Origin of the sequence: Streptomyces hygroscopicus subsp. hygroscopicus, from assembly GCF_030269125.1 — a bacterium.
Classification (GTDB): domain Bacteria; phylum Actinomycetota; class Actinomycetes; order Streptomycetales; family Streptomycetaceae; genus Streptomyces; species Streptomyces hygroscopicus_C.
This window is the reverse complement of sequence record NZ_BSSM01000001.1, coordinates 489,273-502,680: the sequence shown is the minus strand read 5'-3', so window position 1 is coordinate 502,680 and position 13,408 is coordinate 489,273. Positions and strand designations below refer to the sequence as shown.

The 13,408-nt window shown below is 74.3% G+C and carries 10 protein-coding genes and 3 pseudogenes; 8 read left to right on the top strand and 5 right to left on the bottom strand.

All coding sequences use genetic code 11. The features are described from left to right. Positions 1–2: 2 nt before the first annotated feature. From QSK45_RS02100 to QSK45_RS38290, 4 genes and pseudogenes are all read left to right on the top strand, one after another. Positions 3–1,238 (top strand): cytochrome P450 family protein, encoded by a 1,236-nt coding sequence (locus QSK45_RS02100; protein WP_285552591.1) that lies wholly within the window; start codon positions 3–5, stop codon positions 1,236–1,238. A 139-nt stretch (positions 1,239–1,377) separates the two neighbouring features. Then, entirely contained in the window at positions 1,378–1,866 is a 489-nt protein-coding gene (locus QSK45_RS02095; protein ID WP_285552589.1) for a GNAT family N-acetyltransferase, read from the top strand. Between the two features lie 11 nt (positions 1,867–1,877). Further along, positions 1,878–2,057 (top strand): annotated as a pseudogene (locus QSK45_RS02090) (carbohydrate-binding module family 20 domain-containing protein); the annotation flags it as partial. Positions 2,058–2,529: 472 nt separating this feature from the next. Continuing rightward, positions 2,530–2,740: pseudogene (locus QSK45_RS38290) on the top strand (alpha-amylase family glycosyl hydrolase); the annotation flags it as partial. A 436-nt stretch (positions 2,741–3,176) separates the two neighbouring features. On the opposite strand, the gene QSK45_RS02085 reads toward QSK45_RS38290, so the two are convergent. From QSK45_RS02085 to QSK45_RS02060, 5 genes and pseudogenes are all read right to left on the bottom strand, one after another. Next, positions 3,177–4,493 carry an SWIM zinc finger family protein gene (locus QSK45_RS02085; RefSeq protein ID WP_285552587.1) on the bottom strand — a complete coding sequence of 439 codons (1,317 nt, stop codon included), beginning with the start codon at positions 4,491–4,493 and terminating at the stop codon, positions 3,177–3,179. Continuing rightward, positions 4,490–7,315, bottom strand: a complete 2,826-nt coding sequence (locus tag QSK45_RS02080; protein ID WP_285552585.1) for an SCO1167/SCO6262 family helicase — start codon at positions 7,313–7,315, stop codon at positions 4,490–4,492. The genes QSK45_RS02085 and QSK45_RS02080 overlap by 4 nt, the downstream gene beginning before the upstream one ends. A gap of 375 nt (positions 7,316–7,690) precedes the next feature. Further along, positions 7,691–8,050 (bottom strand): annotated as a pseudogene (locus QSK45_RS02070) (ATP-binding cassette domain-containing protein); the annotation flags it as partial. Positions 8,051–8,172: 122 nt separating this feature from the next. Further along, complete coding sequence (locus QSK45_RS02065) at positions 8,173–8,823, bottom strand: PadR family transcriptional regulator (protein WP_285552583.1); 651 nt, start codon at positions 8,821–8,823, stop codon at positions 8,173–8,175. A 310-nt stretch (positions 8,824–9,133) separates the two neighbouring features. Then, entirely contained in the window at positions 9,134–9,397 is a 264-nt protein-coding gene (locus QSK45_RS02060; RefSeq protein ID WP_285552581.1) for a hypothetical protein, read from the bottom strand. 246 nt (positions 9,398–9,643) lie between these two features. Here QSK45_RS02060 and QSK45_RS02055 point away from each other — a divergent pair, with 246 nt between their 5' ends. From QSK45_RS02055 to QSK45_RS02040, 4 genes are all read left to right on the top strand, one after another. Then, positions 9,644–10,189 carry a hypothetical protein gene (locus QSK45_RS02055; RefSeq protein WP_285552579.1) on the top strand — a complete coding sequence of 182 codons (546 nt, stop codon included), beginning with the start codon at positions 9,644–9,646 and terminating at the stop codon, positions 10,187–10,189. A 356-nt stretch (positions 10,190–10,545) separates the two neighbouring features. Continuing rightward, complete coding sequence (pcaDC, locus tag QSK45_RS02050) at positions 10,546–11,841, top strand: bifunctional 3-oxoadipate enol-lactonase/4-carboxymuconolactone decarboxylase PcaDC (protein ID WP_285552577.1); 1,296 nt, start codon at positions 10,546–10,548, stop codon at positions 11,839–11,841. 99 nt (positions 11,842–11,940) lie between these two features. Further along, entirely contained in the window at positions 11,941–12,576 is a 636-nt protein-coding gene (locus QSK45_RS02045; protein ID WP_285552575.1) for an MBL fold metallo-hydrolase, read from the top strand. Between the two features lie 46 nt (positions 12,577–12,622). Further along, positions 12,623–13,402 carry an exodeoxyribonuclease III gene (locus tag QSK45_RS02040; RefSeq protein WP_285552573.1) on the top strand — a complete coding sequence of 260 codons (780 nt, stop codon included), beginning with the start codon at positions 12,623–12,625 and terminating at the stop codon, positions 13,400–13,402. Positions 13,403–13,408: the final 6 nt, after the last annotated feature.

Here is a 13,408-nt window from a genome sequence, read left to right as displayed (position 1 = left end):
GCATGACCACCACGCCCACCCGCGTGCCCATCGATCCCTTCGGGTCCGACATCGTCGCGGAAAGCGCCCGGCTGCGCGCCCTGGGACCGGTCGTCCCCGTGGAACTGCCCGGCGGGATCCCGGCCTGGGCGCCCACCGGGTACGACGCCCTGCGGACCCTGATCCTCGACCCGCAGGTCAGCAAGGACCCGCGCAAGCACTGGCGGCTGTGGCCGGAGGTCGGAGAGCACCCCGAGTGGGGCTGGGTGCTGGGCTGGATCGGCGTGGTCAACATGCTCTCCACCTACGGTGCCGACCACACCCGGCTGCGCCGCCTGGTCGCCCCCAGCTTCACCGCCCGGCGCACCGAGGCACTGCGCGAGCGGGTCGAGGCCGTCGCGACGGAACTCCTCGACCGGATGGCCGAGGCGGGGGAGGCCGGTGCCGTCGTCGACCTCAAGCAGGCGTTCGCCCTCCCGCTGCCGATGCAGATCATCTGCGAGCTGTTCGGGGTCCCCGACCATCTGCGGCAGGACGTGGCCGAGCTGGTCGCGGCGATCATGGACACCACCGACCAGAGCGCCGAGCACGCGGCCTTCGTGCAGCAGCAGATCGTCACGGTGATCCCCGCGCAGATCGCCTACCGTGCCGAGAACCCGGGCGACGACCTCACCACCGAGCTGATCCGGGTCCGCGACGACGAGGGCGACCGGCTCAGCACCGAGGAGCTGATGTTCACCCTCCTCCTGGTCATCGGCGCGGGCTTCGAGACGACGGTGAACCTGATCGCCAACGCCGTGGTCGAACTCCTGGACCACCCCGAGCAGCTGGCCGCGGTCCGCTCCGGCCGGCTCGACTGGGACCAGGTCATCGACGAGGTCCTGCGCGCCCGGCCCTCCATCGCCTCCCTGCCGCTGCGGTTCGCCGTCTCGGACGTCACCGTGGACGGCGTCACCATCCCCGCCGGCGACGCGATCCTCACCACCTTCGGCGCGGCGGGCTCGGACCCGGCGCACTACGGGGAGACCGCCGAGGCGTTCGACGCCGCGCGCGCCGCCGACGACCACCTCTCCTTCGGCATCGGCGTCCACCGCTGCATCGGCGCCCCGCTGGCCCGCATGGAGGCCCGCACCGCCCTCGCCGCCCTCTTCGACCGCTTCCCCGCCCTGACCCCCGCCTACACGGCCGACTCCCTGGAGCAGGTCCCGTCCTTCATCGCCTACGGCTGGCAGACGGTCCCGGTACGACTGGCCGGCTGACGTTCGACAGGTGTCCGGCGGGGGAGACCGCCACCCCTTCCAGCGCGGGGGTGGCACTCCCGGCGGCCGGTGCCCCGGCACCGGGGGGAGCAGCCGACCCGCCGCACGAGGCCGTTTCCCGGTGCGGCATACTCGCCCGATGGGTTCACGCACCTCCCCGGTCAGCCGGCCGATCACGATACGGAGGACCGTCGCGCGGGATGCCAAACGGCTCACGCGGATCGTGCGCGGCTCAGGCGCCTACGCGGGCAAGTACGCGGCGGCGGTCGCGGGCTACCGGATCGGCCCCGACTACATCGAGGCCCACCGCGTCTTCGTGGCCGTCGGCGCGGAGGAGGACGGAGGCCGGGTCCTCGGGTTCTACTCCCTCGTCCTCGCTCCACCGGAGCTCGACCTGCTCTTCGTCGCCGACGAGGCGCAGGGACGGGGCATCGGACGACTGCTCGTCGCGCACATGCGGTCCGAGGCCCGTGCCGCCGGGCTCGACCGTGTCAGGGTCGTCTCGCACCTTCCCGCCGCGGAGTTCTACCACCGCGTCGGTGCGGTGCGGATCGGCACCGTGCTCGCCAACCCGCCCGCCGTGCCGTGGGACCGTCCCGAGTTCGAGTTCCGCATCCCTCCGGAATGACGGGTGTGCCGGACCCGGCGAGCTACCTCGTCCGGAAGCTTGATGTGTCCCTGCCCGCAGGGACCTCGTTCCCGTACAAGTACATCCGCAAGGACGCCTCGGGCAACGTCACCTGGGAGAGCGGGGCCAACCGTACGGCCACCGTTCCCTCCGGCGGCGAGGTCACGCTGAACGACACCTGGCGCGACTGACCTCCGTCCCCGACGAGCTGCGGTCGCCCGCCCCGGACGACGACCGCCGAAGAAGGACCGCCCGGCCCGCACCCGAGGTGCCCGGCGGTTCCGCGCCCCGCCGCACCGCGGTGCCCGTCCCCGGCCGCGACCGAGACCTCCAAGAGACGCGTCACGGGGTCGGCGGAATCCGGCACCACTCGACCGCCCTCGCGGTCGCGCCGTGCACCGGGGCCCTGCCACCGCCGGTACCCCGGGTGGCGGCCGATGGCCGGCCCCGGCCGCCCGGCTCGCGCGGGCACGATCCGTCCGGCTGCGAGCAGGGAGACCCGCGCGACCGCGACCGTGACGCCCTGGGCAGCGCACAGCTCATCGCGACGCAACGGGCGGACAGCCTGCGCTGCTCGCCGCCACGGCCGTACGCCCGCCTCTGACGGGCAGGGAGCGCTCGGCCCAGGGCCGCCCGAGGCCTCCGTTCCGGCCGTGCGGGATCCCCGGCTCACCTCTGCGGGCCGCTTCCACCTCCGTCCGGGCAAAGGCGCCGGCGGCGGACTTCCCCCGAACGACTGGGCGTCCATCCTCGGCGGCTCCGCCTGGACACGGGTGACCGAACCGGACGGCGCCCCCGGCGAGTGGTACCTGCACCTTTTCGCGCCGAACAGCCCGACTTCAACGGGGACATGGACGTCGCCCACGGCCTGGTCGCCCGGTGCCCGCGACGGGGCAGGCCGCGGTGCGTACGCTGCCGGACCACGTGACCTGAGGGCGTACCTCGGGGTGAGGCCGGCGGAGTCGGGCCGGCCGGCGTTCCGCTCGGCGCGCCCGGCGCCGAACGCGGCGGGTCCGGCCGTGCGCACCGGTGGACTCGTCGGGTCCGGGACCGCTCCGCCCGGTGCGGAACCGGTTCCCGCCCGTGCCGGGCACGAAGCCCTCGACGAGCGAACGCGGCTCCGCGATGGTGGTGCCTTCCCCGATGCCTCCTTCCGGTCCGCGTCCGGCGAGCGCGTCGATCCCCATGGTCGTTCCGGCATCTGGAGGCTCGTTGAGCCTGGCTCGGCCCTCAACGGCCGTCGGGCGCACGGAAACGGCGGCCTTCCCATCCCGGTGCGGGCCGGCCGCCGTCGGCGGTGCGGGCGGCGTTCAGCCGTCGAGGAGTTCGGCGAGCGCCAGGACGGGGTCGTGCGCGGGCGGACCGGCGGGCCACCAGGTGCCGGACCGCTCGTGGTACGGATACCAGTGGCCGTCGCGCCCGTACCGCAGTTGCAGGCTCCGGCCGGGCAGGGTCCAGCGGTTGCCACGCACGACGGGTTCGGGCAGTCCCTCGTCCTCCCAGCCCGTCGAGAGCGCCGTGCGCGCCCGGGTGAACTCGGGTCCCTCCGGCTGCCATGCCTCTTCCAGCACCGCCAGTCCGGCGGCCCCGCCCCACCGCCATGCCTCCACCGCCCGGTCCAGTTCCTCCGGCCGGTCGCAGGGGTCCCGCAGCCGCGCGGGTACCCGGGGGTCGGGGTGGGTGGCGGCGATCCGCACGGTGTCCTGCCACCGGCCGAGCGGCCGGGGCGGCTCGCCGCCCGCCCCCAGCAGGTACACGAGGAGGTCCCGGGCGCGTACGGCGGCGTCGGTGGCCAGCCGCTGCAACGGGTCCGCCTCGATGCCGGTGACCGGCACGGCGTCGTCATGAGGCGGTTCGGGCAGCGGCGGGAGCGCCGGAAGGGGGACGGCCGGGCGGGCGTACGCCTCGTCGGCCGGGGTTCCGGTGGCTGCCGGGCCGTCCGGCGGTTCGGCAGCCCGCCCGCAGGCGGGGTCCGCGCGCCCGCCGGTGTCCTCCGCAGACCCGGCGTCCGGGGCGTCGTCTTCGGACGCCTCGGCCAGGGCGCGCAGGAGGAGGACGGACTTCAGCTCCTCCAGGGCCGTCGGCCAGTCCCGGCCGCGGACCAGCAGCAGGAGCTGCGGTTGCGCGTCGAGCAGCCAGGAGAACTGGTAGCCGAGCGCGACCGCGTGGGCGCACGGATGGTCCGGCTCGTCACAGCCGCAGTCCGGTTCCAGCTCGCCGTAGCCCGGAAGCAGCCCCAGCCGGGCGTCCTCCGCCGCCTCCAGGAGGTCCGGCGGCAGCTCCCCGGCGAGCAGCGCGGCCGTCTCCGCCGGCCGGTCCGCGGTCCGTTCCCAGAGCGCGTCCCACTGCTCCTCCGCCAGTTCCGGAAGCCCGAGGACCACCGTGTACGGCTCGTCGGTGCCGTCGTGGACCTGGGCGCCGACGCGCCCCGGACCGACCGTGAGGGGGCCGAGGCGGCCGGAGCGGGCGACGGTCCGCCCCTTCCTCAGCGGCTCCTCCTCGGGCCAGCCGTCCTCCATCGACTCCACCCAGGCCCGGCTCCACCAGGACTGGCCGCGGACCCGTCCGCCCCTGCGGGACGGGAAGGCGGCGAACCCCCGCGTCCGGTCGTCGTGTCCGTCGCTCATCCCGCGCTCCTCAGTTCCACCAGGTTCGCCAACTCGTCGTCCCCCAGACGGCTCACCGCCTGCTCGCCGCTGCCGACGATCGCGTCGGCCAGTTCCCCCTTGGCCGTCATCAGCGCCGCGATACGGTCCTCGACCGTGCCCTCCGCGATCATCCGGTGCACCTGCACCGGCCGGGTCTGGCCGATCCGGTGGGCCCGGTCGGTCGCCTGGGCCTCGACGGCCGGGTTCCACCAGCGGTCGTAGTGCACGACGTGATCGGCCCGGGTCAGGTTGAGGCCGGTGCCGGCCGCCTTCAGCGACAGCAGGAAGACCGGCACCTCACCGTCCTGGAAGCGGCGGACCATCTCCTCCCGCTGGGCCACCGGCGTCCCCCCGTGCAGCAGTCGGGCCGGGACGCCCCGGTCCCGCAGATGCCGTTCCAGCAGCCGCGCCATCGCGACGTACTGGGTGAAGACCAGCATCGCGCCGTCCTCCGCCAGGACGGTGTCCAGCAGTTCGTCCAGCAGGGCCAGCTTCCCTGAGCGGCCGGCCAACTTCGGCGCCCGCTCCCTCAGGAACTGCGCGGGGTGGTTGCAGATCTGCTTCAGACCGGTGAGCAGCCTGAGCACCAGACCGCTGCGGGCGATCCCCTCGGTCGACCGGATCTCGGCCATCACGGCGCGCACCTGCTGCTCGTAGAGGGCGCTCTGCTCGGCGGTCAGCGGTACCGGGTGGTCCGTCTCGGTCTTGGGCGGCAGTTCGGGCGCCACGCCCGGGTCGGACTTGCGGCGGCGCAGCAGGAACGGCCGGACGAGACCGGCGAGCCGCCCGGCGGTGTCGCCGGAGCCCGCCCCGGCGCCCGCGGCGGACCGCTCGGCCTCGATCGGGGCGATCCAACGGCGCCGGAACCGGCCGTGGCCGCCGAGCAGACCGGGCGTGGTCCAGTCGAGCAGGGCCCACAGTTCGGAAAGGCTGTTCTCCACAGGGGTGCCGGTCAGCGCGACCCGCGCGCCGGTCGGGATCAGCCGCAGTGCCCTGGCTGTGGCCGACGACGCGTTCTTCACGTGCTGGGCCTCGTCGGCGACGACCATTCCCCAGCGGTGGCCGGTGAGCCGCCCGGTGTCCAGGCGCATCGTGCCGTAGGTGGTCAGCACGAAGCCGTCGTCGGCGCCCTCCACGCCGCGGGCGGCGCCGTGGAAGCGGCGGACCGCGGTGCCCGGGGCGAATCTGCGGATCTCCCGCTCCCAGTTGCCGAGCAGCGACGCCGGGCACACCACGAGAGTGGGGCCGCGGCTGACCTCGTGCTCCTGGCGGACGAGGTGGAGCGCGATGAGCTGGACCGTCTTGCCGAGGCCCATGTCGTCGGCGAGGCAGCCGCCGAGGCCGAGCGAGGTCATCCGCGTCAGCCAGGCCAGCCCGCGCACCTGGTAGTCGCGCAGGGTCGCGGCGAGCGCGGCAGGCTGCCCGACGGGCGCGTCACCGGCGGGGTCGCTCAGCAGCGCGCGCAGGGCGCGCAGCCAGGGGCCGTCGGCGACGGCCACCCGCTCGCCTCCGATCTCCGCGTACCCGGTGAGGGCGACCGCGAGGGTCTCCACGGCGGTGAGCGGAGGCAGGACGCGGTTGCGGGCCCTGCGGGCGAGTCCGGGGCCGACGAACGCCCAGTCGCCGCGCACCCGCACCACCGGCCGCCCCGCACCGGCGACGGCCGCCGCCTCCTCCTCGCTCAGCGGATCCCCGTCGAGGCACAACTGCCAGCGCAGGTCGACGGTGCCGTCCCCGCCGAGGAAGGAGCGCGGGTCGGCGGGCGGGACGCGGTCCCCACCCACCACGGCCCGCGCGGTCAGGCGCCGCCGCGCCTCATCCGGCCAGCGCACGTCGATGCCGTGCGCCCGCAGCCGGGCCGCCGCACCGCCCAGCAACTCGCCGAACTCCTCGTCCGCGAGGTCGAGCACGCGGGGCACCGGCAGCAGCCGGGCGAGCGGTTCCCACACGGTGGCCGCCCGGCGCACGGCGCGGACGGTGTCGGCCTGGGCGACGGGTCCCAGGGCGTGCGGGGCGCCGTCGAAGAGGTCCGAGGCGGTCAGTTCCACCGTCGGGTCGGCGAGATCGGACACCAGAGGGACGATCTGGCCGACCGGCGCGCCGTCCGTGCTGTCCGTGCCCTGGGCCAGCCGCACGGAGAGCGAGACCCGCACGCCCGAGTCGACACCGACCGCGATCTCCTCCGCCCAGGAGCGCAGTCGCGGGACGTGCTGGGGTGCCGCGGCGGCGAACGCCGCCCGGCCGGTGGCCGCCTCGGCCGCCGCGGTGCGCGGCAGCGTGTCGGCGACGGCGTCCAGGAAGGCGCGCAGCAGGCCGTCCGCGGGCGGCAGCAGCGCGGTCCCGGGCACCGGCACGGCGAGGGCCTCCGGCGGGGCGGCGGCCGCCAGCTCCCGCAGCCGCAGTACGTCCTCGGGGTCGAACGGGCCGACCCGCCAGGCGTCGTAGCCGCCGGCGGACACGCCGGGCAGAATCCGTTCCCGGGCGGCCAGGTGGAGCACCAGCGCGGTGGCGGCGCCCCAGAAGGCCGCCGCGGGGTGGACCGCGTCGCCGCCGTACTCGCGCCGGGCCAGGGCCAGGACCGGCAGCGCGTCACCGACGGACAGCCACAGGACGGGGACCTGGCGCGGCCCCTGAGCAGTGACGAGCCCGGCCTCCGCCGCGAGGGGACCGGGCAGCGCGGGCGGGTCCCCGCCCTCCGGGTCCCAGAAGGCCATCCGCCCCGTACGGGCCGGGTCACCCGGCTCGAAGGCGGCCGCGCACCGCGCCAGCCGTCCCGCGTGCTCACGCGCAATCCACACCATGGGTCCCGCTTCCCTGTTCCACTGTTCCACTGTTCCGCTGTTCAGTCGTTCAGCTGTTTCCGCGTCGCCGTGATCCCGGCTTCTCGTCTTCCGTTCGCGGTCGCGCGGCCCAGCCGCGGTCCACGGCCATTCGAGTGCCGTCCGTGACGGCGACCGTGCTTCCCGGTGTCTCCCGGAAGGAGAACTCCGTGATCACGCTGATCGACCGGTCCGACGACCGGGCTGGATCCGCGCAGCCGGGCCGAGGTCCGGGCCTCGGTGCGCTCGCTGGTCGGCGGCGGCACCACCCAGTACCTGGAGGAGGCCGACCAGCTTGCCGACCGGATCTCGGTGGTCGACCGGGGGCGGGTGATCGCCGACGGCACCGCCGACGAGCAGCAGCTCGTCGGCGCGGGCGCGGGCCCGCCGGGCGCCGAGGTGGTGGAGCCGGCCGAACATCTCCAGGTTCTGCCGGCCGCCGAGCCCCTCGTCGAGCGCGGCGTGCTGGCCGAGCAGCCCGATCCGGGCCCGTACCCGGTCGGCCCGCGTCACCGCGTCGTACCCGGCGACCGTCGCGCGGCCCGAGTCCGGCCGCGGCAGGGTGGTCAGTACGCGGACCGCCGTCGTCTTGCCCGCGCCGTTCGGGCCGAGGAGGGCGTGCACGGTGCCGCGTCCTACCCGCAGATCCGGTCCGGCCAGCGCGAGCCTGTCCCCGTAGGGCTTCCGTACGCCCTCGACGTCGATCGCGTCGGCCATGCGCATCCTGCACTAGTCAATCTTGACTATTGCTGCCAGAGTCAGTAAAAGCCCGTTCCCTCGATTAGTCAAACTTGACTACACGGAGGTGGGTGAGCCGCTCGGTCCGCGGTCAGGGTGCCTCAGCGTTCGTCCCCCGGATGCCGCTCCCCGGTCGCGTACGGGTTCCGCTCGCCCTCCGCGAGCACCGCGTGCACCCCCGAGAACGGCTCCCCCTCACCCGCGAAGGTGTACGCCCCGCCCTCCAGGCGCCGGATCAGCCCGTCGGTCCACTCGGCACCCGCGTCCGCCGAGTGGACCCAGAGGTTCATGATCTCGCCGATGTGCCCGAGCTGGCCCGGCCCCCCCTCCGGCGTGTAGTACTCGGTGACGGCCTTGCGCCAATCCTGGATGGCCCGCACACGGTCGCGCAGCAGCTCCAGCGCCTCCGCACGCTCCAGGTCGACGATGAAGCCGAGCGCCGCGGCGAGCACGTCCGGCTTCTGGTCGTACGCGGTCAACGACCCGCGCAGCAGCCGGAAGTACTCCTCGGTGCCCTTCGCCGTCATCTCGTACTCGGTCCGGGGCGGGCCGCCGGCCGTTGACGGGGCGATCTCGTGTGCGTGCAGCAGTCCTTGTTTCTCCATCTGCTTCAGGGCGTGGTAGATCGACCCCGGCTTGGCGTTGGACCACTCGTGGGCGCCCCAGTACTCCAGGTCGTTGCGCACCTGGTAGCCGTGGGCCCGCCCATGCCGGCGCACGGCGCCCAGCACGAGAAGACGGATGGCTGACATGAGCTCCAGATTACGGCCTCGCGTGGCGGCCGGAGCGGGGCGGCCGCGGGGGTCGGGCCGCCGGAGCGCGCGACGCCGGCTCGGTCGGCCCGGCCAAGCGGTATTCGCGGCCTTGGCACCGCCGCCCGGCGTTGGGCCCTCGACGCGACGGAGGGCGGCGCTCGGACGGTCCCGGTGGAGCAGCCGGGTGCACGCGGCCGTCCGACGTGTCTCGCCAAGTGCTTTGTTTCCGCAGACAGGGGAATCTCTTGGCTGGTCAGTCTGCCTGCGGAGCGGGGTAGCACGTCCCTGCCGCGGTCCCCGGGTGCGCTCAGTCGAGGACCGGGTGCGGTTCCGGTCGGGATTCCCGGTCGAGGACCGGGTGCGGTTCCGGTCGGGATTCGCACCAAGCGCGGTAGAAGGTGTCGTTGGGGATGCTGTCGAGGTACGCGCGTGCCGCCGCCCGGTACAGCAGCCCGGCACGCCGCTCGGAGACCGCGGCCCGGTTCCGGGCGAGCCGAATGCGGCCGGTGAGCGGGTCGCCGGCCAGCGGGTGCAGGACTGTGCCCTCGGCGGGGGCGAGGTGGGCTGGCACAGGGAGATGGCCCGTCCGGCGGCGATCAGTTCCCAACGCATCGTGCGGTCGGCGATCCGGTAGCGCGGCGTCGGTGTGAAGCCCGCCCGGCGGCAGGCGTCGGCCATGGCCTCCGGGCCGCCGTCGCCGTCGTCGGTGAGCGTCGTCCGGGTCTCGCCTGCCAGGTCGGCGAGTTCGGGATCTCCACGTTCGGCCGGGTACCCGGAGGGGGACCCGGCAGGGCACGGCAACCCGAGGAGACCGCAGATGAACGCCCTTCCGAATTCCGGCGTCGCCCAGCGCCGCCCCACCGGACGAAGCGCCGACACGAAGCTGCTCGGCATCTATCTGAACGACCACCTCGCCGGCGCCACCGCCGGCACCGGACGCGCCACCCGCCTGGCGCGCACCGCCCGCGGTTCCGCGCTCGGCCGTGCGATCGAGCCCGTAGCGGCCGAGATCGCCCAGGACCGGAGAGCGCTGCTGGACATCATGCGAGACCTCGGCATCCCCGTGCGCCGCTACAAGGTGTGCGCGGGCTGGGCGGGCGAGCGGCTGGGACGGTTGAAGCCCAACGGCCACCTGGTACGCCCCTCGCCGCTCGGCACCGTACTGGACCTCGAAGCCCTGCGGCTGGGGGTCGAGGGGAAGGCGGCCGGCTGGCAGACCCTGCGCCGGCTCAGCGCCGTCGACGAGCGCCTGGACCCGGCCCGGCTCGACACGTTGCTCGGACGAGCCCGTCAGCAGCAGGATCGGATCGAGGAGTGGCGCGTCCGCCAGGCCGGGGAGGCCCTGGCCACCTCACCGGGCTGAGGTTCTGCGTCGGGGACGTCCCAGCCCGCTCCGCGAGATCATTACGGACGCCGGGTACTGGGCCGCGCCCACAGGATCGCGGCGACGGCCGGCGCGGCCAACACCGCCCTGCACCGCATCCTGTTCACCCGGCTGCATCCTGTTCACCAGGCAGCCCTTCGCCCCCCGAACCAGGCGTACTCCGAACGCCGCACGCAGGAGGGCCGACCCGACGCGAGATCATCCGAGGCGTCCGACGCGAGACCATCCGATGCCCCGAACGATATGCGGCCCGAGAGGGTTTTCAACCTGGTCGGACCGGTGCCCGTCACCCCCTCGTTATAAGGGTGTCCGTGAGACGTGAGAGGGTCTGGGGCGTGAGCGAGACACCACCGAACACCCTGCAATACCGCTTTGACGGGCCAGAAGACGCTCCGGTCCTGATCCTGGCTCCCTCACTGGGCACGACCTGGCACATGTGGGACCGCCAGGTCCCGGAGCTGGCCAAGCAGTGGCGGGTCTTCCGGTTCGACCTGCCCGGCCACGGCGGGGCGCCCGCCCATCCGGCCGGTTCCGTGGCGGAGCTCGGCGCCCGCCTGCTGGCGACCCTGGACTCCCTGGGCGTGCAGCGCTTCGGCTACGCGGGCTGTGCGCTGGGCGGCGCGATCGGCATCGAGCTGGCGCTGCGGCACCCGGAGCGGGTGGCCTCGCTCGCGCTGGTGGCCGCCTCGCCCCGGTTCGGCACGGCGGACGAGTTCCGGCAGCGCGGAGTGATCGTACGCACCAACGGTCTCGACCCGATCGCCCGGACCTCCCCCGACCGCTGGTTCACCGGCGGGTTCGCGGCGGCGCAGCCCGCGATCACGGAGTGGGCTGTGCAGATGGTGCGCACCACGGACCCCGGCTGCTACATCGCGTCCTGCGAGGCCCTCGCCGCGTTCGACGTGCGGACCGAACTGGGGCGGGTGGGTGTGCCGACGCTGGTCCTGGTCGGCTCCGAGGACCAGGTCACCGGCCCGGCGGAGGCCCGCACGCTGGTCGCGGGCATCCCGGACGCGCGGCTCGCGGTCGTCCCGGGGGCCTCGCACCTGGTGCCGGTCGAGCAGCCGGCGGCCGTGACCGACCTCCTGGTCCACCACTTCTCCACCGCCTGGCAGCAGCCGTACGACACCGGGCAGATCGCGCTGCCGGGAGCCCCGGGCACGGCGCCGCTGCCGGTGGTGCCGCCGCAGGCGGTGGTCCCGGTAGCGGAGATCGCGCCCGCCGCGGTGGCGGAGCCGCCCGCGGACCGCGCGGACCGGTACGACACCGGGCTCAAGATCCGGCGGGAGGTGCTCGGCGACGCGCACGTGGACCAGGAGCTGGCCGGAGCGGACCGGTTCTCCGAGGACTTCCAGGAGTTCGTCACCCGCTACGCCTGGGGCGAGATCTGGGACCGTCCGGGCCTGGACCGCCGCACCCGCAGCTGCGTCACGCTCACCGCGCTGGTCGCCGGCGGTCACCTGGAGGAACTCGCCTCCCACACCCGCGCCGCCCTCCGCAGCGGCCTCACCCCCGACGAGATCCGCGAGATCCTCCTCCACACCTCCCTCTACTGCGGCCTCCCCGCGGCGGGCAGCGCCTTCCGGATCGCCCAGCAGGTCATCCAGGAGGAGACGACCCCGGCGGAGTGAGGCGGCGGCCCTGCCGGGGACCGAGGGCACGGCGGGGGCGGGAGCCCCGCCCCCGCGTCCCCACGCGTCCCGCCACCTCCTCCGGCAGGATGGTGAGGCATGAAGCTCACCAAGAAGTCCCACGCCTGCGTCCGGGTCGAGAAGGACGGGCAGGTGCTCGTCGTCGATCCCGGGGGGTTCAGCGAGGAGGACGCCGCGCTCGGGGCGGACGCGATCCTCGTGACGCACGAGCACCCGGACCACTTCGACGAGTCCCGGCTGCGGGCGGCGATGGAGGACAACCCGGCCGCACGGATCTGGACGCTGCGCTCCGTCGCGGAGCGGATCGCGGCGGCGTTCCCCGGGCGCGTGCACACCGTCGGGCACGGCGACACCTTCACCGCCGCCGGCTTCGACGTGCAGGTGCACGGTGAGCTGCACGCCGTGATCCACCCGGACATCCCGCGCATCACCAACGTCGGGTACCTGCTCGACGGCGGCAAGGTCTTCCACCCCGGCGACGCCCTCACGGTTCCGGACCAGCCCGTGGAGACGCTGATGCTCCCCGTCATGGCGCCCTGGAACAAGATCGCCGAGGTGATCGACTACGTCCGCGAGGTGCGCCCGCTGCGCGCCTACGACATCCACGACGCCCTGCTCACCGACCTGGCCCGGCCGATCTACGACCACCAGATCGGCGCCCTGGGCGGCACCGACCACCAGCGGCTCGCCCCCGGGACGTCCGCCCGGGTCTGAGGCGGGCGGGACCGGGTTGTCGTACCCGCCGGGTAGGTTGTGGGACATGCGCATCGCGACCTGGAACGTGAACTCGATCACCGCCCGCCTCCCACGCCTGCTGGCCTGGCTGGAGAGCAGCGGCACCGACGTGCTCTGCCTCCAGGAGGCCAAGGTCGCCGAGGAGCAGTTCCCCGCCGAGCCGCTGCGCGAGCTGGGCTACGAGGCCGCCGTGCACGCCACCGGCCGGTGGAACGGGGTGGCGGTGCTCTCCCGCGTCGGCCTGGAGGACGTGGTCAAGGGGCTGCCCGGCGACCCCGGGTACGAGGGCGCGACCGAGCCCCGCGCCATCTCCGCCACCTGCGGCCCCGTCCGCGTCTGGTCGGTGTACGTGCCCAACGGCCGTGAGGTGGGCCACCCTCACTACGCCTACAAGCTCCAGTGGTTCGAGGCCCTGCGCGCCGCCGTCCTCGGCGACGCGCAGGGCAGCCGCCCCTTCGCCGTCCTCGGCGACTACAACGTGGCGCCGACCGACGACGACGTCTACGACACGGCCGCCTTCGAGGGCGCCACCCACGTCACCCCCGCCGAGCGTGCCGCCCTCACCTCCCTGCGCGAGGCCGGCCTCAGCGACGTCGTCCCGCGCCCGCTCAAATACGAGCACCCCTTCACCTACTGGGACTACCGCCAGCTCTGCTTCCCCAAGAACCGCGGCATGCGCATCGACCTGGTGTACGGCAACGCGCCCTTCGCCAAGGCCGTCAAGGACGCGTACGTGGACCGCGAGGAGCGCAAGGGCAAGGGCGCCTCCGATCACGCGCCCGTGGTGGTCGACCTCGACGTGTGATGCCAC